The sequence below is a fragment of the Dellaglioa sp. CoH-56-MRSF-10 genome (genome assembly GCF_056782175.1).
In genome coordinates, this window is the sequence record NZ_JBXAYF010000001.1 from 359,612 (window position 1) to 378,241 (window position 18,630).

The window sequence follows — 18,630 nt, forward strand, 5'->3', positions numbered from 1 at the left end:
AACCCTATATGATCATAAAAAAGAATAACATTCAATTTATAGGTAAAGGCAAAATTAATTTTTACGAAACGGTTTATCGGTATGTGAAAGAGTCTATTAATTACCAAATTTTAATGGCATTCTATTATGATGAAAATAGCAGTATTGAAAATTTGAGTCTTAGTTTAAATGTTAGTGAATCATCTATCTTCAGAAGAATTAAGCAACTTAATAATTTGTTGTCTGAATTTCAGATTAAAATTGCACATGGTGAGGTAGTTGGTTCTGAATTACAAATTAGATTTTTTTACTATTCACTATTTCTAGCGACAGATTTTAACTATAATGATACGATAGAAGCGGGCGTCATTCTTGAATACATTAAAGTATTTGAAACATATTTTAACTTCAATGTGAATGATAGTAATTTAATGAGGACTAGAATTTGGATGAAGGTCAGTGTTCATCGAATGATGCGAAAAGATCGTGATAATTGGGTGATTTCTGATGATTTAGCAGATATGATTGCAAATAATTCACTATTTAACCAAGTTGAAGAAAAGATGCAAGATATTTATATTAAGTTCTCAAATAAAATTGATGTTCATTTTGAGAGCGCCCTACTTTACGCTTGGACAACTGCTTTTGTTTCAGTTCCTTCAAGTGCTTACTTGTCCCGCGATTTTATTGCAATTAATCACACAAATAACACCAAACTTCAACAAGCTGTTAAATATTTGGAACAAGGATTTGAATCTAAATTAGATGTTAAAATTATCGGTGAAAATGTTAGTAAATCATTGTACCCAATTTGTACTGAAGCATTTTGTTTTCATGGAACGATGGATGCCGTGGGAACTTACATGATGAATAGTTATCGAAAAAAATATTCAAATCATTCAGTTCGACGTCATGTTGAGATTGCCATGGATGAATTAATCGACAGTCCATTATTAGCTAAAAAATGGTCTGATTTCTATAAGCGATACAGGCAGCCATTTATTAATAAAATGGTCGAAATTTTTAGCGCTAGATTGTTAGAAAAAGAAACCATGTTAACAGTTGGGGTTGATTTAAATGCAAACGAGCGAATTAAAGAATTATTTGTCAGAAATATGAGTCAAGATTTAAATATTAATTTACGCGTTAATGTCAGTATTTATGATTCTAGTCAACGATATGATATGGTGGTTACTAATTTCATGAATAAAAATTATAAAAACAATGCATTTGATAAGTATATTATCACTGCATTAGGACTTGATAATGATATGCCAGAGATGGGGAAACGACTGTTAAACGTGAATAGAAAACACTATCAGTAAAAATGTTTCTAGTTTTTTTTTTGATAGTACAACCCATGAATCATTCGGTATACTCTATATTATAGAGAACTAACAAGAGATATTCGTGGGGGATTTCTTTTGAAGCATTAAACAGTATCGAATTGGGCAAACATTTATTTATTACAAAATAAAAAAAGACGATTATAATTTAACGATTATAATCGCCTTTTTTTATAGGCTACCAAGTGTGATAAGATAGAGAATAAACGTTATGACGAGAAATGAAGGATAATGACATGCAATTTACGCTAACAAACAATGGTGAAGGCACAATTAGTTTAAAAAAATTTTTAATTGAGGTTGGCGTTAGTAAACGATTAATCGCCAGAATTAAACAAGGCGAGGGACAAGTTCGAGTTAACAAAAAGAATGAATATTGGGATTATCAACTGATTGATGGTGATGAAGTTATTTTGACGTTGCCAGAAGAACCAGATAACGATGCCATACATGCAAGTGATGAACCATTAAATATCGTCTTTGAAGATGAAAACTGGTTAGTAGTCGATAAGCCAGCTGGTATGGTAACCGTGCCAGGCCCATCTAATGAAGATACAACATTGGTTAACCGTGTTAAAGGCCATTTGATTGCAACTCATTCAAGTAGTTTCGTGCCACATGTTATTACGCGTTTAGACCGTTTTACAAGTGGACTTGTTTTATTAGCTAAGCATGGATTTGCACATAGTTTGATTGCTGCTCAATTAAGTAATGGTCAGTTAGAAAAATCATACTTAGCAATTGTTGCAGGTGACGTTAAAAGTGATCAAGGAGATATTAAAGAACCAATTGGTAAAAAGGAAGGCGAAATTCGTCGTTCTGTTATGGCTGAAGGAAAAGCCTCAGAAACAACTTATAAAGTTGTAACGAGATTTCCAGACTACACATTAGTTGATGTGAAGTTAGTTACGGGCCGAACACATCAAATTCGTGTACATTTTGATTTTATTCATCATGCTTTGGTTGGGGATGCGTTATATGATGGCCCGATGGACAAAGGTATTGATAGACAGGCATTACATGCTGCTAAATTAAGCTTTGAAGATCCATTTACGGGTAAAAAATTAGCTTTTGAATCAGAACTCCCAGCTGATATGGCTCAATTATTAAAATAGTATCAGGCAAGATTGTATATTTGGATAAAGTGGCGAATATCTATTGTATTTCGTGAACTTTTTCTTTATTATTAATATAGTTATAATCAATTTGTGAAAGCACTTTTAAGTGAGGAAATAATAAATGAAAAAGATGATTATTAGAGGCGGTAAAAAACTGTCTGGCGAAGTAATAATCGGTGGTGCTAAGAATAGTACTGTTGCATTGATTCCTGCAGCTATTCTTGCGGATACACCTGTGCATTTTGACAGTGTCCCCGATATTTTAGATGTACATAATTTAATGAAAATTTTAGATCAAATGAATGTTAAGTCTGAATTTAACGCTGGTAACTTAATGGTAGATCCTACGATGATTAAGGATGAACCTTTACCTGGTGGTGCCATTAAAAGTTTAAGAGCTTCTTATTACTTTATGGGTGCCTTATTAGGTCGGTTCGGTCGTGCAGTTGTTGGATTTCCTGGTGGTGATAATATTGGACCACGTCCGATTGATCAACACATCAAGGGATTTAAAGCTCTTGGCGCTGAAGTTATCGAAGAAGAAGACGCAGTGATTATTACGAGTGGCCCTGAAGGATTAAAGGGAGCCCGTATTTTTATGGACCTTGTTTCAGTGGGTGCAACAATTAACATTTTATTGGCTGCTGTCCGTGCAAAAGGAACCACAATCATTGAAAATGCTGCAAAAGAACCTGAAACCATTGATATTGCAACATTCTTGAATAATATGGGTGCTCATATTCGTGGTGCGGGGACTGGTGAAATCAGAATTCAAGGTGTTGATAGCTTAAAAGCTGTTAATACGCATACGATTATTCCAGATCGTATTGAAGCTGGTACTTATATCTCACTTGCTGCTGCAATGGGTGAGGGCGTTTTAATTAAGAATGTTATTACTGAACATTTAGATTCATTTTTAGCTAAACTTAGTGAAATGGGCGTTACTTTCCAAGTGAATGAAGATAGTATTTTTGTTCCTGGTGGCGATAAAATTATCCCAATTGAAGTGACAACTTCACCATATCCTGGGTTTGCAACTGACTTGCAACAACCAATTACTGCCGTTATGCTCAAGGCTACAGGTGAGAGTCGTATTATTGATACACTTTATCCTGAACGGATTAAGCACATTCCAGAAATGCAACGAATGGGTGTTAAGATTGAATCAAAAGATGGCATTATTCGAATCAATCAATCAACTGAATTAACAGGCCAAACTGTTTATGCAGATGAAATTCGTGCAGGTGCTGCATTACTTGAAGTTGCTTTAATGACTAATGGTACGACTGTCATTGAGAAAGCCGATAATATTTTACGTGGTTATGATTGCGTTGTACAAAAAATGACAAATTTATCTGCTGATGTAGAAATTATTGATGAAGATTAGGTGATTAAATGAGCGACTTCTTAACGATGGGTGAATTAAAAGACAAGACGCTTAAAGAAATTTATGGCTATGCCCAAGAATATAAAATACAATATTATAGCCAAATGAATAAAAAAGAATTGTCTTTGGCAATTCTAAGGGCTCAAGCAAAACAACAAGGATTCATTTTGATGGAAGGTGTCTTAGACATTGTTCCCAATCAGGATGGATTCGGTTTTTTGCGTCCAATTAACTACGGCCCATCACAAGAGGACATTTATATTTCTGCCTCACAAATTAAGCGATTTAATTTAAGAAATGGGGATTTAGTCGGAGGTAAAGCACGACCACCAAAGCCTAATGAACGTTATTATGGGTTAATGCACGTTGATACAGTTAATGGTAAAAATCCAGAAGAAGCAAAGGAACGTCCACATTTTCCTGCACTGACGCCCTTATATCCTAATCGACAATTAACTTTAGAAACAACTAGTCAAAATCTTTCAACGAGATTAACTGATTTATTTGCTCCTATTGGATTTGGTCAACGTGGTTTAATCGTGGCACCACCTAAAGCTGGGAAAACAACTTTACTTAAAGAGATTGCTCAAGGAATCGCAGAAAATCATCCCGATGTAAAATTAATCGTACTATTAATTGATGAACGACCTGAAGAAGTGACTGATTTAGAACGATCAATTAAAGGTGATGTTGTATCGTCAACATTCGATCAACAACCAGAGAACCATGCGCGTGTTTCTGAACTTGTTTTAGAACGTGCAATGCGATTAGTTGAAGATAAGCAAGATGTTGTTATTTTAATGGATTCAGTTACTCGCTTGGCTAGAGCGTATAATTTAACGATTCCGCCAAGCGGACGGACGTTATCAGGTGGGATTGATCCAGCAGCATTTTATCGACCTAAAAAATTCTTTGGTGCTGCACGTAATATTGAAGAAGGTGGAAGCCTGACAATATTAGGAACTGCTTTGGTTGATACGGGTAGCCGAATGGATGATGTGATTTATGAAGAGTTCAAAGGAACCGGTAATATGGAATTACAACTCTCAAGAGAGCTTGCTGAACGCCGTATCTTCCCTGCTGTCGATTTAAAAAAATCAAGTACACGTAAAGAAGAATTATTATTATCTAAGCAAACAATTGAAGAACTATGGCAGATTCGAAAGATGATGACAGGCGATTCACTAGGTGCTACGGAACGTGTTATCCAAAAAATGAAGAAAACAAAAAATAATGCTGAATTTTTAAAAGAGTTAACAAAAACAAGTAAATAAAATTTAATTGTAAAACGAGTTAATTCGTGATAAGATTGTGCATGTTGTAATATAAAGAATAACTCTAATTCAGCAGATGGATTAGGGCAAAGGAGAATACTTACTTATGAAAAAAGAAATCCATCCAGATTACCATGAAGTTGTATTTATGGATACTACTTCAGGTTACAAATTTATCTCAGGTTCAACAAAACATTCAGAAGAAACAATTGAAATGGAAGATGGCAAATCATACCCATTGATTCGTGTCGAAATTTCATCGGATTCACATCCATTCTATACTGGACGTCAAAAATTCACTCAAGCCGATGGCCGTGTGGATCGTTTCAACAAGAAATATGGTCTTACAGACGCAAACGCTGCAAAATAAGAACTATTTCGAAAAGGAAGAAGCCAATAAGCTTCTTCCTTTTTTTATACAAAAAAATAGTAACGTTCAACTAGATTGAACGTTACTATTCAGCTTTTCGTGAATACATCCCTTTTGTGACGTAGAGAACCCAGATGAGATTAATACCAACTAAAATAGCGGTAGAAATAAAGACACCTTTGTAATCGAATACGCCAGAAACGGTAGAGCCAATCATAGGACCAACGACTGATCCCATGGCTTGGAATGATTGATTGTAACTGAACACTCGACCTGTGAATTCTGCCGGTGTATTTTTTGTTAGAATTGTTTGAACTGCAGGTAACATTGCGGCATCCGTAATCCCAATTAAGAAACGTAAGCCGCCAAGTTGCCAAACATTAGTCACTAATGCCATTGGAATAAAAATGAAAATTGCGACAGTAAGTGCAATTTTTAAAATACGTTCTGTTCCAATTTTATCGCCTAGTACTCCTAAGCGAGGCGCAGCAATTAGCGTTGCTATTCCTGGAATAGAAGCCACACACCCACTGATAAAGGTAACATTTCCAACGTTATGTAAGAGTTCTCGAACGTATAAGCTTAGAATAGGACTAATGGAATAATTTGATGCTTGAATGATTAAGGTAGTGACAAACATCCCGATAATTAATTTAGGATGATGTAATTTCTTGAAGATTTCTTTTGACGTTTGCATTTCACCTTTTTCAACAGGCGTAAAATGTTCATGTACAAAGAAATAACTAAGTAAGAAAACAATTAGCAAAATCGCAGCAGTAATGAAGAAGGTAATACGATAGCCGAAGACCCCAGCTATTGCGCCACCGATTAGTGGTCCAAATAAAGTACCAGTAACACTACCGGTAACTAAAATACCGAGTGCTTTACCACTTTGCCGCTTGGGTGTCTCTGTTGCAATCAGTGCCTGTGAGTTACTAATATAACCAGAAAAGACACCTTGTAATAAACGTAACGCAATTAATTGGTAAACGTTACTGACAAGCCCCATCAGGCCTAAAACAATGGCCATTCCGAATGAAGCTCTTAAAATCATTAATTTACGACCTTTTCGATCAGCTAAACGACCCCATAGTGGGGAAACAATGGCGGTAATTAAAAATGTAGATGAATAGGTAATGCCGCTATAAAAATTTAATTCGGTTTTGGTGAAGTCACCTAACGTATCAATATAAAGTGACATAAATGGCATAATTAAACTAAATGCCACGCCAGCCATGAACGTACCAAACCATAAAACAAATAAATTTTGTTCCCAAGGTTGTCTAGAACGAAAAAATGTTGATTTTAGTGAAGTCAACAAATTAAACAGTCCCCCTAAAGATATTTTTTGATAATTATAATCATAACACTAAACAAGGATAAAAGTTATATGGTAAAATAGTTGTTAAGCGAAAGTGGGGGTTATTAATGGAAAAAAATAAAGCAGCTAAAAAAAGTCGTTGGAAAAAATGGCTAACAACTATATTATTAATACTATTGTTATTGGTGGGGCTTTCGCTAGTATTCAATGAACAAATTAAAAACTTTATTGTTGGACTAACAGACCCAACCATTAATTCAGAATTAGTCGATAAAAATAAAAATAAAAAAGCATCCTTTGATTTTAGTGAAGTTAAGAGTTTGAATACGGCAGATGTCGTGAAAGCAAAAGCAAATGAAAAAAATTTGGTTTTACTTGGAGAAATTAGTATTCCGGATGTCTCAATGAACTTGCCGATTGCTAAAGGCGTTAGCACTGATACCTTGGCACTTGCTGCTGGAACTTTAAAGGAAAACCAAAAAATGGGCGAGGGTAATTATGCACTTGCTGGACATCATATGATTCGAAAGGATTTATTGTTTAGTCCATTAGTTAGCATGAAAATTGGCCAAAAAATCTATTTAACAGATGCTAAAAAGATTTATGAGTATGAAACATCTAAAATGAAATATATCAAAGCAACAGACGTTCAAGTTATTGATGATGTACCCGGAGAAAAATTAGTCACATTAATTACTTGTGATGATACGGGTGCCGGACGTTTGATGGTCCAAGGTGAGTATGTTAAAGATTGGACATACAATGCTGCACCAAAAACAGTTCAAAAGTATTTTAAAATGATTCATAATAATAAATAATAAAAATGACCACAAATTTTAAAATTTGTGGTCATTTTTATTATTTAATTTGTGCTTTAATATAATCAATCCAGTAAGGCATTCCAAGACTAATTAAGTTATAAGTTTCGTCAAAGTCACCAGTAATCCATGGATCAGGAACAGATTCTTTTTCTTTACCGGGAACAATTGAAAGGAAGTTAACGATTTTTTCTTTTTTAGATGCAGGTGCAGCTTTTTCAAGACGCTCAACATTGATATCATCCATTGCAATAATTAAATCACTATTAATGAAATCTAAGTAACTAACCGGACGTGAGATTAAGCCATCTGTTGGAATCTGATGTTCAACAAGTTTAGTAATAGTCCCTTCATGGGCGCCATTTCCTTCTTGTGAAGAACTTGTGCCAGCAGAATCAACAGTTACTTGGTCAGAAAGGTTTAACTTAGCTAAATCGTCTCGTAACATTGCTTCAGCCATTGGTGATCGGCAAATATTTCCCATACATACAAATAATACATTCATGTTAATAATCCCCTTTACAAATTTCTTAATAATGCTATTATGCCATAATAATCACATTATTAAAACTAGTTAGATAAATTGGTGTAACCGTTAGCTTAATTGCTTTCTAAAAGGGTCTAACTTTGGTATGATAATTAAGAATAGAAACTAAAATAAGACACTTTATATTTAAAGAGGAGACTGAAAATTATGGCAATGATTATTATCGGAGTTATCGTAGTACTTTTAGTTATTATGTACATTAGCGGCTACAATGGTTTAGTAAAAGCAAAAATCCGGACTGAGGAATCATGGAGTCAAATTGACGTCCAATTAAAACGTCGTAATGATTTAATTCCTAACTTAGTTTCAACTGTTAAGGGATATGCAACTCACGAAAAAGAAACATTTGCTAAAGTAGTTGAATTACGTAATCAATTAACACAAGTACCAACGGATGCACATGAAACAACAATGGAAGTTTCTAATCAATTGAGTCAATCATTGAAAAGTATTTTTGCGTTATCTGAAAGTTACCCAGATTTAAAAGCTAACACAGAATTCACTAAGTTAATGGAAGAACTATCAAATACAGAAAATAAAATTTCTTATTCACGTCAACTATTTAACTCAACTGCTGCAAGTTTAAATGCAAAAATTCAATCATTTCCAAGTAACATTGTTGCCGGAATTCATCATTTTACAAAAGTAGAATATCTTGAAGTCCCTGAAGCTGAAAAAGCTGTACCCAACGTTTCATTTGATTAAACAGTTAGGAGATAACTAATGCTATATGATCAAATCGCGCGAAATAAGCGCAAAACAGTTTATGTTTTAATTGGTTTTGTTTTATTGATGGTTGCGATTGGTAGTGCCGTTGGCTATGTTTTTTTCAATAGTGCTGTTTCTGGACTACTTATGGCTGTTGTCATTGCAGTTGTTTATATGGGATTGATGATTTCACAATCAACTAGCGTTGTCATGAGTATGAATCATGCAACTGAAATAAAATCAGTCGATGATGCACCTGAATTATGGCATGTTGTTGAAGATATGGCGATTGTGGGCCAAGTTCCAATGCCAAAAGTGTTTATTATTGAAGATGATAGTCCTAATGCGTTTGCAACGGGAAATAATCCAGAACACGCGGCAGTTGCTGCAACAAGTGGCTTAATCAATCGATTAAATCGTGAAGAATTAGAAGGCGTTATGGCGCATGAAATTTCGCATGTACGCAACTACGATATTCGATTATCAACAATTGCATTAGCATTATCGGCAGCAATTTCATTATTAGTAAATATTGGAATGAACTCATTTTGGTGGGGCGGAGGTCGCCGTCGAAGTGATGATCGAGAAGGTGGCGGATCATTAGAAATTATTTTGATGATTTTATCATTATTATTGGTTATTTTAGGACCAATTGCAGCAACAATTGCTCAGCTTGCACTTTCTCGAAACAGAGAATATTTGGCTGATGCTTCTGCTGTTGAATTAACGCGTAATCCGCAAGGACTAATCCATGCGTTGGAAAAAATTTCTGATAGTAAACCAATGGAACGTGCCGATCCAAGTAGTGCGGCACTTTATATTTCAAATCCATTGAAGAAAAAAACAACTGGATTATTTCAAACACATCCACCGATGGAAGATAGAATTGAAAGATTAGAAGCAATGTAAACTATTTTATAAAATGGGGATGATAGTGGTGAGAGACAATTTAGTCTACGTTCATGTTGAAACGGTTTCTCATTTGATTTTATCATATGGGATTTCCAAAGAAGATTTCATAACAAGCATTCCCAGATTACCAACTAATATTTTATCGTTAAACCCAGTGGATTATGAAAATGAAATTGACATCGCAACAGGATTTAACACGGTAACCGGGGAAGAAGATACTGCACGTTATTTGAATAAAAAGACTGTTGGGTTAAAGCAAAGTTGGATTGATTTCGATAGTCAAGATGATTTAGAATTAATAACACCAAGAGAAGTAGCAGAATTCTTATATTTGGGACATGCATTTTCTCATATTCAATCACCTTTTTACTATAAATTGCAGAATGACTACGTTTTTTTAACGTTACCAAATGATGCATTAAAAATCTACTATCGTTATTTAACGCAATTTTATAATGTTTTTTCTAAATCAATTATTAGACATGCGAATCAATCGTATCGTGAAAAAAATGGTCTGTTTAGACGACGTCCTATGACGTTGAAAAAGATACCTAAAAAAATTGTTGAAGAATTAATGCCATTATTTGTTGAAGGTGTAATATTAGATTTTTCAAGGATCACAATTAATAATACGAAGTTAATATTACCTGTCTATATTATGATAGATAACGTTTCTCAGATGAAGTGGCATGAGCCAACATTGGAGACAGAAAGTGCCAAGTTAGTTGCTAATTTGGAGTATCGATTTGTAGATCAAGAATGGTTTATCGAAGTTTCTAACAAATCTGCTTTTGAAGACAGTATTATATTCTAAAAAGATAACGTATTATTATGTTATCTTTTTTTATTTTTGTTGAATTTAAAAAGAATGGTACAATAGGACGTGCAAAAAATGGAGGGCAATACGAATGCGAGTTTATTTACTCTATGGTGGTAAAAGTGCAGAACATGAGATCTCACTTTCAACTGCTTTTCAAATAACACAAGCGATATATTACCAATACTATTCGGTAATTCCAGTTTATATTACGAAAACGGGGAATTGGCTGCAAGGTCAGACGCTTAACGAACCAGTTAAATTTGTTGATAATTTAAGACTTAGAGAAACAGATGAAAAAGGACAAGCAACGAATAATCATGAAAATTCAACTGGAATAAAATTTTTGCCAAATGGATTTGACCCTGAAGATAGTGTGGTTTTTCCTGTCTTACATGGCCCAAATGGTGAAGATGGAACTGTCCAAGGACTACTTGAAACGTTGAATATCCCCTATGTTGGTAACAGTGTACTAGCATCGGCTGTCGGTAATGATAAAATAATGAGTAAATTACTCTTTAAACAAGCCGGAATTCCGGTTGTACCATTCCAAGCGATTGACTCACAGTCTTGGGAAAATAACACTGCAAGTGTGATTGCCAGATGTGAGGGCGAATTACTTTATCCAATGTATGTGAAACCATCTAATTTGGGTTCAGGAATCGGTGTTACACAGGTGAATAATAGTGTTGAATTACAATATGCAATTGATAATGCTTTTGAACTTGGTCCTCGAGTGATTGTAGAACGAGGCATTGTAGCACGTGAAATTGAAATTGGATTATTAGGTAACGAAGAAATCGCAACAAGTGTACCAGGAGAAATTTTGTCGTTTGATGACGTCTATGATCGTAAACTTGCAATGAAGGAAGATCACGAAGCCAGAATTCCAGTTGAACTCGATGAGGAATTATTGGATAAGATAGTTGGTTTTTCTAAAACAGCTTTTGCGGTTATTGATGGATCAGGGCTTGCTAGGTGTGATTTTTTAATTAGCGCTAACCAAGATATTTATTTAAATGAGATTACAACAATGCCAGGATTTTATAAAAATGCAATGTATCCAAGATTGTGGGAAGCCGTTGGGCTGAGTTACAGTGATTTAATTGAAGAATTATTACAATTAGCATTGAAAAAAAATCAGGCAAATAATAGTAAACAATAGATTTAATGGTCATATGAATGCGAGGGTTTATATAATGAAAATGCAATTAACTGAAATTGCGAGCGCAGTTAGCGCCAAGAACGAAATTACTGATGAACCAATTAATATATCGAGTGTTTCATTTGATAGTCGACAACTAACGGAAGGCAGTTTATTTGTACCTATTGTGGCAGAAAATGACGGTCATGATTATATCCAAAGTGCGATTGATAATGGTGCAACAGCGACTTTATGGGCAGTTGACCATCAAGATACAATGCCAACGAAAATCCCAGCTATCTTAGTAGATGACACATTAATGGCTTACCAAGATTTAGCAAAACATTACTTGGATAAAATTAATCCTAAAGTTGTCGCAGTTACTGGTAGTAACGGTAAAACGACAACTAAAGATATGATTACAGAAATTTTAAGTCAGCAATATAATGTTTGTAAAACGGAAGCGAATTTCAATAATCATTTAGGCGTACCGATGACTTTATTAAGTATAGAACCTAATACGGAAGTTGTTGTTGTCGAAATGGGGATGGATCATCCTGGTGAGTTAGACTTTTTAAGTCGAATTGCACAACCTGATGTCGCTGTTATTACGATGATTGGCGAAGCACATATCGAATTTTTTGGTACGCGAGATAAAATTGCGGATGCAAAAATGGAAATTGTGAATGGGCTGAAAGAAGACGGCTTGTTGGTTTATAATGCAGATGAACCGTTATTAAGAGAACGTGTTTCCAATATTGAACAGCAATCATTTGGCTTCGGTCATGGTGAAAGTGCTGACTTGAGTGTTTCAAATGTTGTCGGCAATCAAACAATGACTAGCTTTAAAGTGAGAGAAATGGCTGATTTTAATTTTACAATTCCAATGATTGGCACATATAACGTAGATAATGCGATGGCTGCTATCTCAGTTGGTCGTCATTATCGTGTGTCACCTAAAAATATTGTAAAGGCGCTTAGTGATTTTGATTTAACGAAGAATCGGACAGAGTGGCTTAGAGGTCATTTGGGCGAGTCAATTTTAAGTGATGTCTATAATTCAAATCCGACAGCTGCAAAAGCTGTTATCAAAGCATTCTCAAACAGCGATGTTGAAGGTAATCGAATGGTTGTTTTGGGTGATATGCTTGAATTAGGTGAGCAATCTAGCGATATGCATCTCAGCTTGGCTGATAGTTTTGATAATGAAAAAATTCAAAGCGTTTATCTTTACGGAGAACAAATAAAATCTTTAGCAACAGCATTAAAATCAAAGTATGATGATCAACATCTTCATTATTATGATTTAGATGAAAAAGAAGCTATGGTTGAAGATTTATTAAAAATACGTACTGAAAAAGATTCTATTTTGATTAAAGGAAGCCATGGCGTTCATTTAGAAACCGTTTTATCGGCTTTACAAAGTAATTAGAGAGTTGCTTAATATTATTTAAGGTGCTATTATAGTTTAAATAGTGACTCATGAAGGGTCAGACTTAAATTAATTTAACTTTACAAGACAGTAATTGACGACGAACTCTTAACTGTGTTGTGAAGCATGTTAGTTTGCAAACACATTAGGAGGAATTTATACTTGAAATTTACAGAATTAGGACTATCCGATGAACTACTAAAGGCCGTTCAACGCAGCGGTTTTGAAGAAGCAACACCTATCCAATCTGAAACAATTCCAATGGCTTTAGAAGGAAAAGATGTTATTGGACAAGCACAAACAGGTACTGGTAAAACTGCTGCATTTGGTTTACCAATCTTAGATACAATTGATACAACAAAAGATGAAGTTCAAGCACTTATCATCTCACCAACACGTGAACTTGCTATTCAAACGCAAGAAGAACTTTACCGTTTAGGTAAAGAAAAACATGCTAAAGTTCAAGTTGTTTATGGTGGGTCTGATATTCGTCGTCAAATCAAGAGTCTTAATCGCGCACCTCAAATTTTAGTTGGAACACCAGGACGTTTATTAGATCATATTCGTCGTCGCACCGTTAAATTAGGTAATGTTAAAACTTTGGTTTTAGATGAAGCTGATGAAATGTTAGATATGGGATTCGTTGAAGATATCGAAAGCATCTTAACAACTGTTCCTGACGAACGTCAAACATTGTTATTCTCTGCAACAATGCCAACTGCTATTCGCCGTATTGGTGAAAGATTTATGACAGATCCAACTTTGGTAACTGTTAAGGCAAAAGAATTAACAACTGACTTAGTTGATCAATTCTACGTAATCTCAAAAGATTTCGAAAAATTTGATATCATGACACGTATGTATGATGCTCAAAACCCAACACAAACAATCGTGTTTGGTCGTACAAAACGTCGTGTTGACGAATTAGCTAAAGGATTTGAAATGCGCGGATACAACGCTAAAGGAATCCATGGTGATTTATCACAACAACGTCGTATGAGTATTTTACGTGAATTTAAATCAGGTAAACTTGATATTTTAGTTGCAACTGATGTTGCTGCTCGTGGTTTAGATATTTCTGGGGTTACCCATGTCTTTAACTATGATATTCCTCAAGATCCTGAAAGTTATGTCCATCGTATTGGCCGTACAGGCCGTGCCGGACATAAAGGAACTTCATTGACATTTGTTTCACCAAATGAAATGGATTACTTACGTCAAATCGAAAAATTAACTAAGAAACGTATGGTGGCTTTAACACCACCTACAGATGATGAAGCATTTGCTGGTCAAATTGAAACAGCAATCGCTGACGTTACTGCCTTAGTTAACAAAACTGATACTAAAAAATATGCAAAACAAGCTACTGAATTAATGGCTAAGTTTGAAGTTGCTGATTTAGTTGCAGCATTACTTAGTGATGTTATTAAAAATGATTCATCACAAGTACCTGTTAAGATTACACCAGAACGCCCATTACCTAGACGTAAGGGGGGTGGCGGTGGTGGCGGAAACAACCGTCGTAGCGGCAATGGCGGTGGAAATCGTCGTGGTGGCAACGGTGGTGGTTACCAAGGCAACCGTAATGGTGGCGGAAACCGTAGTAACGGTGGAAGTTCAGATCGTCGTAACGGAAGTAGCGATCGCCGTAGCAATGGTAATGGTGGCGGAGGTTACAAAGGTAACCGCTCAAGCGATAATCGTTCAAATGACAACCGTTCAAACGGAAGTAGCGCACCAAAACGTAACTTCACAATCAGAACAAAAGATTAATTTGAATATTGAAAAGAGACCTATTAATTTAGGTCTCTTTTTTTGTTTAAAATTGCTATTCTTACAATATTGATAGGTAAAATATAAACGATTTTAGTGCAGAAAATGAATAAATTTGATAAACTTAACAAGGATATCAATGAAAAGAAATAGGTGATAATATGATTTATGGAATTGGTGTTGATATTGCCGATATTGATCGAGTAGTAAAGTTGGCAAAACAACATGAAGAATTTATAACAAAGATTCTCACAACAAATGAAATTAAACAATTTGATGAATTAAAAGGTAGTCATAAAGACGAATTTATTGCTGGAAGATTTTCCGCCAAAGAGGCATACAGTAAGGCTTTTGGAACGGGAATAGGGGATAAAGTTGGCTTTTTAGATGTTGAAATATTAAATAATGAAATTGGTAAACCGATAATTACGCAGCACCCTTTTGAGGGTAATGGCTTTATTTCAATTTCTCATACGAACAATTTAGTTATGACTGAAGTTATTTTAGAAAATCAAGAAAAGGGGATGTAAAAATGGTTGTAGGTTATCATCGTCCAACCCAAATCGTGGTAGATAGGGCAGCTATTAAGGCAAATATCACAGCTGAAAAAAAGACATTAACAGATGAGACGGTTATTTTTGCTGTTGTTAAAGCTGATGCGTATGGTCATGGATTGATTGAAGTAGCTAAAGTTGCAAAAGATGCTGGTGTAAAAGGTTTTTGTGTGGCAATAATTGATGAGGCATTAGCGTTACGAGAAGCCGGGTTTGTTGAAACTATCTTGATTCTGGGATTAACGAAAGTTGAATATGCACCGTTACTGGCAAAAAGCAAAATATCTGTAACTGTTTCAGAACTTGGCTGGTTACAAGAAGCTAATAAGTTACTGAGTGAAGAAAAATTAGCGCCTTTGGCCGTTCATTTAGCATTGGATACAGGAATGGGTCGTATTGGTTTTAGAGAAGCAGAACCGTTTTTAGAGGCAATTAATTTCCTTGGAAGTCATCAAAATACATTAAACTTTGAAGGGGTTTTTACTCACTTTGCGACAGCAGACTCTCCTAATGATTCGTATTTTAAAAAACAAATGTCAAAATTTAATGAATTGATGTCAGTAGTTTCTGATAGACCTCGTTATGTACACGTTTCTAATTCTGCAACGAGCTTATGGCACTCTGCTTGCAACGGTAATATGATTCGGATGGGCATTTCAATGTATGGTTTAAATCCATCTGGTGGTGAATTAGAACTACCTTATGCGTTAAAACCAGCATTTGGATTAACATCTGAATTAAGTTATGTGAAAGAAATCCATGCAGGTGATTCAGTTGGTTACGGTATTACATATCAAGCTCAAGAAAATGAATGGGTTGGTACAGTACCAATTGGGTATGCAGATGGTATGCCCCGAAAGATGCAAGGCTTTAAACTATTAGTCGACGGTCAATTTTGCGAAATAATTGGTCGAGTTTGCATGGATCAATTAATGATTAGATTGCCACATGAAATGCCAAATGATACAAAAGTAACTCTAATAGGCCAAGATGGCGATGAAATGATTACAGCACAGGATGTTGCAACGTACGCTGAAACAATTCATTATGAAATAATCTGTGCACTTTCAGGACGAGTACCACATGTCTACCTAAATTAGTATTTATTTGCTTAGTTTGCTATGGTAAACTATCTGTAGAGTGTAATTCTATGGGGGAAGTGCAGATGGATAAAAATGAGAAAGTAGCAATGAGTCATATAGCCGATTACTGTGCATATTATTCGATTACCAATGAAGCGTTGAAGGATAGCGAAATATTTAACTCTATTTTAAGTCATAAAAAAATGATGGATGAGTTAATTGATGGCTACTCAGAAATGGGACAATTGAATAGTGAAATCTGTAATGATTTTAAAGGATCTGAAGATGAAGTGTTATTGCACCTTCAAATTATGTAGAGAGTTGGGATAAGATGGTTGAAAGTATCATACGTGGTGATATATTCTATGCAGATTTATCGCCCGTTATTGGTTCTGAACAAGGCGGTATGAGACCTGTTCTCATTATCCAAAACAATATTGGGAATCGTTATAGTCCGACAGTCATCGTTGCCGCCATTACGGCGCGCATCCAGAAGCCTAAAATGCCAACACATGTTGGACTTTTAGCAAGTAGAGATGGTATTGAAAAAGATTCAGTTATACTAATGGAGCAAATTCGCACAATTGATAAGCAACGTCTAAAAGATCGTATCACGCATGTATCGAAAAAAAGTATGCTTGAGGTTGATGATGCGCTTAGAATGAGTGTTGGACTTGTTTCAGCAATACATAAAGAAAAATAAACAGTAAAAAGACATAAAAAAACGTGGTTCGTAACCATCCCACGCTAAAAAACTAAGGGAGTCTATTAATAATGACAAAAAATAATCGTGTAAACCAGGTAATCATTAATGGTTTAATCGCTGCACTTTATATCGTATTGGCAGTTGTTCCAGGAATGGTGAACATGGCTAGTGGTGCTATTCAATTTCGACTATCAGAAGGATTGAATCACTTAGTACTTTTCAATAAGAAATATATCTGGGGTGTTTCATTAGGGGTTATCTTATTTAATCTCTTTTACAGCAGTCCGTTAGATGTTCTTTTTGGGGGCGTACAAACAATCATGGGTCTTTTAATTGTGATTTTTGTTAGTCCTAAGTTTAAGAAAATGTGGCAAAAAATGCTTTTAAATATTATGGTTTTCTCATTTACCATGTTTTTAATCGCTATTATGTTGAACATTACAGCGAGCTTACCGTTCTGGCCTACTTACGGTACAACAGCATTATCTGAATTTGTAATAATGACAATTACAGCACCAATAATGCTCGTTTTAGATCGTGCTATTCACTTTGATAAAAGAATGCATTAAAAAAACAGACCCGAAAGGGTCTGTTTTTTTGTCTAACTACGTAAATCTTCAATTTCAGAAACAATAAATTCTTTACGTCCTAAGTTATCAACAATTTTATCAACTTTTTCTTGGTTTACACCAGCTGGTAATGTGAATAATGTTCGGCGTAATAATTCGCCTTCTTTAACATCTAAAGTCATACAACTAGCAATTGATGAATATTTTGTAATGATTTTAGCCATATCAACTAAATCACCACGTTCGCCAGCTGAAATAACAGTTAAGACATAACTACCAACATCAAAATTCCATGATTGAGACAACATATCTAGAAGACGTGTATGTGTTAAAATACCCTCAAAATAGTTGTTTTCATTTAAAACAGCAATATAAGGTAAGTCTTTAATTGAAAAGAAAACGTTGAAGAAAGCTGAATCAGATGAAATAAACTTAGTCGCATTTTTAAGAAGATAAGTAACAGGAAGTGACATATCGCCACCCTGTGATTTATGACGATAAATATGCATTTTATAAATATTACCACGGAAAATTTGACCCGTTTCATCTAAGATTGGCACACAACGGAATCCAGAATTTTCTAGGACCGTAAGTGCTTCTTCAAGTGTGACACTTTCACGGACGGTTGTTAGTTCTTTTAATGGTTTAACTAAAGTATTTAATAACATATAGGCGCCTCCAAATATTAAATTTTTCTCATTTACATTTTTATAATACCATAAAAAAAGCTTTTTAACAGTAATTTGACTATTAAAATTGTATTAAAAAAGGAA

Annotated in this window: 20 protein-coding genes and 1 riboswitch; of the genes, 17 read left to right on the forward strand and 3 right to left on the reverse strand. The window is 34.9% G+C overall.

What is annotated here, in order from left to right:
- The first annotated feature begins 8 nt into the window (after positions 1 to 8).
- From AC1RP4_RS01660 to AC1RP4_RS01680, 5 genes are all read left to right on the forward strand, one after another.
- Complete coding sequence (locus AC1RP4_RS01660) at positions 9 to 1,304, forward strand: helix-turn-helix domain-containing protein (RefSeq protein WP_481760869.1); 1,296 nt, start codon at positions 9 to 11, stop codon at positions 1,302 to 1,304.
- Between the two features lie 242 nt (positions 1,305 to 1,546).
- The gene (locus AC1RP4_RS01665; protein WP_481760868.1) at positions 1,547 to 2,440 is read left to right on the forward strand and encodes an RluA family pseudouridine synthase; all 894 of its coding nucleotides are present in this window, start codon (positions 1,547 to 1,549) and stop codon (positions 2,438 to 2,440) included.
- A 124-nt stretch (positions 2,441 to 2,564) separates the two neighbouring features.
- Positions 2,565 to 3,830, forward strand: a complete 1,266-nt coding sequence (locus tag AC1RP4_RS01670) for a UDP-N-acetylglucosamine 1-carboxyvinyltransferase (protein ID WP_481760867.1) — start codon at positions 2,565 to 2,567, stop codon at positions 3,828 to 3,830.
- 8 nt (positions 3,831 to 3,838) lie between these two features.
- Positions 3,839 to 5,104 (forward strand): transcription termination factor Rho, encoded by a 1,266-nt coding sequence (gene rho, locus AC1RP4_RS01675; protein WP_409021602.1) that lies wholly within the window; start codon positions 3,839 to 3,841, stop codon positions 5,102 to 5,104.
- Between the two features lie 106 nt (positions 5,105 to 5,210).
- Complete coding sequence (locus tag AC1RP4_RS01680; RefSeq protein ID WP_409021601.1) at positions 5,211 to 5,474, forward strand: type B 50S ribosomal protein L31; 264 nt, start codon at positions 5,211 to 5,213, stop codon at positions 5,472 to 5,474.
- Positions 5,475 to 5,559: 85 nt separating this feature from the next.
- Here the strand turns inward: AC1RP4_RS01680 and AC1RP4_RS01685 are convergent, their stop codons facing one another.
- The gene (locus tag AC1RP4_RS01685; RefSeq protein ID WP_481760866.1) at positions 5,560 to 6,795 is read right to left on the reverse strand and encodes a multidrug efflux MFS transporter; all 1,236 of its coding nucleotides are present in this window, start codon (positions 6,793 to 6,795) and stop codon (positions 5,560 to 5,562) included.
- Positions 6,796 to 6,902: 107 nt separating this feature from the next.
- On the opposite strand from AC1RP4_RS01685, the gene AC1RP4_RS01690 reads away from it, so the two are divergent.
- Complete coding sequence (locus AC1RP4_RS01690; RefSeq protein WP_481760865.1) at positions 6,903 to 7,613, forward strand: class A sortase; 711 nt, start codon at positions 6,903 to 6,905, stop codon at positions 7,611 to 7,613.
- Between the two features lie 40 nt (positions 7,614 to 7,653).
- Here the strand turns inward: AC1RP4_RS01690 and AC1RP4_RS01695 are convergent, their stop codons facing one another.
- A complete protein-coding gene (locus AC1RP4_RS01695; RefSeq protein ID WP_481760864.1) occupies positions 7,654 to 8,118 on the reverse strand; it encodes a low molecular weight protein-tyrosine-phosphatase in 465 nt (154 codons plus the stop codon).
- Positions 8,119 to 8,307: 189 nt separating this feature from the next.
- Here AC1RP4_RS01695 and AC1RP4_RS01700 point away from each other — a divergent pair, with 189 nt between their 5' ends.
- From AC1RP4_RS01700 to AC1RP4_RS01750, 11 genes are all read left to right on the forward strand, one after another.
- A complete protein-coding gene (locus tag AC1RP4_RS01700) occupies positions 8,308 to 8,865 on the forward strand; it encodes a LemA family protein (protein ID WP_409021597.1) in 558 nt (185 codons plus the stop codon).
- Between the two features lie 18 nt (positions 8,866 to 8,883).
- The gene (gene htpX, locus AC1RP4_RS01705) at positions 8,884 to 9,777 is read left to right on the forward strand and encodes a zinc metalloprotease HtpX (protein WP_409021596.1); all 894 of its coding nucleotides are present in this window, start codon (positions 8,884 to 8,886) and stop codon (positions 9,775 to 9,777) included.
- 28 nt (positions 9,778 to 9,805) lie between these two features.
- Entirely contained in the window at positions 9,806 to 10,594 is a 789-nt protein-coding gene (locus AC1RP4_RS01710) for a hypothetical protein (RefSeq protein WP_481760863.1), read from the forward strand.
- A 94-nt stretch (positions 10,595 to 10,688) separates the two neighbouring features.
- Positions 10,689 to 11,762, forward strand: a complete 1,074-nt coding sequence (locus tag AC1RP4_RS01715) for a D-alanine--D-alanine ligase family protein (RefSeq protein ID WP_481760862.1) — start codon at positions 10,689 to 10,691, stop codon at positions 11,760 to 11,762.
- 34 nt (positions 11,763 to 11,796) lie between these two features.
- Positions 11,797 to 13,173, forward strand: a complete 1,377-nt coding sequence (locus AC1RP4_RS01720) for a UDP-N-acetylmuramoyl-tripeptide--D-alanyl-D-alanine ligase (RefSeq protein WP_481760861.1) — start codon at positions 11,797 to 11,799, stop codon at positions 13,171 to 13,173.
- Positions 13,174 to 13,335: 162 nt separating this feature from the next.
- Entirely contained in the window at positions 13,336 to 14,946 is a 1,611-nt protein-coding gene (gene cshA / locus AC1RP4_RS01725) for a degradosome RNA helicase CshA (protein ID WP_481760860.1), read from the forward strand.
- 161 nt (positions 14,947 to 15,107) lie between these two features.
- Complete coding sequence (acpS, locus tag AC1RP4_RS01730) at positions 15,108 to 15,476, forward strand: holo-ACP synthase (RefSeq protein WP_481760859.1); 369 nt, start codon at positions 15,108 to 15,110, stop codon at positions 15,474 to 15,476.
- A 2-nt stretch (positions 15,477 to 15,478) separates the two neighbouring features.
- Positions 15,479 to 16,600, forward strand: a complete 1,122-nt coding sequence (alr, locus tag AC1RP4_RS01735; RefSeq protein WP_481760858.1) for an alanine racemase — start codon at positions 15,479 to 15,481, stop codon at positions 16,598 to 16,600.
- 65 nt (positions 16,601 to 16,665) lie between these two features.
- Entirely contained in the window at positions 16,666 to 16,899 is a 234-nt protein-coding gene (locus AC1RP4_RS01740) for a hypothetical protein (protein WP_481760857.1), read from the forward strand.
- A 14-nt stretch (positions 16,900 to 16,913) separates the two neighbouring features.
- Positions 16,914 to 17,285 carry a type II toxin-antitoxin system PemK/MazF family toxin gene (locus AC1RP4_RS01745; RefSeq protein WP_409021588.1) on the forward strand — a complete coding sequence of 124 codons (372 nt, stop codon included), beginning with the start codon at positions 16,914 to 16,916 and terminating at the stop codon, positions 17,283 to 17,285.
- A 17-nt stretch (positions 17,286 to 17,302) separates the two neighbouring features.
- A riboswitch (PreQ1 riboswitch) is annotated at positions 17,303 to 17,347 on the forward strand.
- Positions 17,348 to 17,356: 9 nt separating this feature from the next.
- A complete protein-coding gene (locus tag AC1RP4_RS01750) occupies positions 17,357 to 17,857 on the forward strand; it encodes a QueT transporter family protein (RefSeq protein ID WP_481760856.1) in 501 nt (166 codons plus the stop codon).
- A 32-nt stretch (positions 17,858 to 17,889) separates the two neighbouring features.
- Here the strand turns inward: AC1RP4_RS01750 and cbpA are convergent, their stop codons facing one another.
- The gene (gene cbpA, locus AC1RP4_RS01755) at positions 17,890 to 18,525 is read right to left on the reverse strand and encodes a cyclic di-AMP binding protein CbpA (RefSeq protein WP_409021586.1); all 636 of its coding nucleotides are present in this window, start codon (positions 18,523 to 18,525) and stop codon (positions 17,890 to 17,892) included.
- Between the last annotated feature and the right edge of the window lie 105 nt (positions 18,526 to 18,630).

Coding starts and splice junctions, on each gene's coding strand:
- AC1RP4_RS01660 (WP_481760869.1), top strand. CDS start 9: ATGATCATAAAAAAGAATAACATTCAATTTATAGGTAAAGGCAAAATT.
- AC1RP4_RS01665 (WP_481760868.1), top strand. CDS start 1,547: ATGAAGGATAATGACATGCAATTTACGCTAACAAACAATGGTGAAGGC.
- AC1RP4_RS01670 (WP_481760867.1), top strand. CDS start 2,565: ATGAAAAAGATGATTATTAGAGGCGGTAAAAAACTGTCTGGCGAAGTA.
- rho (WP_409021602.1), top strand. CDS start 3,839: ATGAGCGACTTCTTAACGATGGGTGAATTAAAAGACAAGACGCTTAAA.
- AC1RP4_RS01680 (WP_409021601.1), top strand. CDS start 5,211: ATGAAAAAAGAAATCCATCCAGATTACCATGAAGTTGTATTTATGGAT.
- AC1RP4_RS01690 (WP_481760865.1), top strand. CDS start 6,903: ATGGAAAAAAATAAAGCAGCTAAAAAAAGTCGTTGGAAAAAATGGCTA.
- AC1RP4_RS01695 (WP_481760864.1), bottom strand. CDS start 8,118: ATGAATGTATTATTTGTATGTATGGGAAATATTTGCCGATCACCAATG.
- AC1RP4_RS01700 (WP_409021597.1), top strand. CDS start 8,308: ATGGCAATGATTATTATCGGAGTTATCGTAGTACTTTTAGTTATTATG.
- htpX (WP_409021596.1), top strand. CDS start 8,884: ATGCTATATGATCAAATCGCGCGAAATAAGCGCAAAACAGTTTATGTT.
- AC1RP4_RS01715 (WP_481760862.1), top strand. CDS start 10,689: ATGCGAGTTTATTTACTCTATGGTGGTAAAAGTGCAGAACATGAGATC.
- AC1RP4_RS01720 (WP_481760861.1), top strand. CDS start 11,797: ATGAAAATGCAATTAACTGAAATTGCGAGCGCAGTTAGCGCCAAGAAC.
- acpS (WP_481760859.1), top strand. CDS start 15,108: ATGATTTATGGAATTGGTGTTGATATTGCCGATATTGATCGAGTAGTA.
- alr (WP_481760858.1), top strand. CDS start 15,479: ATGGTTGTAGGTTATCATCGTCCAACCCAAATCGTGGTAGATAGGGCA.
- AC1RP4_RS01740 (WP_481760857.1), top strand. CDS start 16,666: ATGGATAAAAATGAGAAAGTAGCAATGAGTCATATAGCCGATTACTGT.
- AC1RP4_RS01745 (WP_409021588.1), top strand. CDS start 16,914: ATGGTTGAAAGTATCATACGTGGTGATATATTCTATGCAGATTTATCG.
- AC1RP4_RS01750 (WP_481760856.1), top strand. CDS start 17,357: ATGACAAAAAATAATCGTGTAAACCAGGTAATCATTAATGGTTTAATC.
- cbpA (WP_409021586.1), bottom strand. CDS start 18,525: ATGTTATTAAATACTTTAGTTAAACCATTAAAAGAACTAACAACCGTC.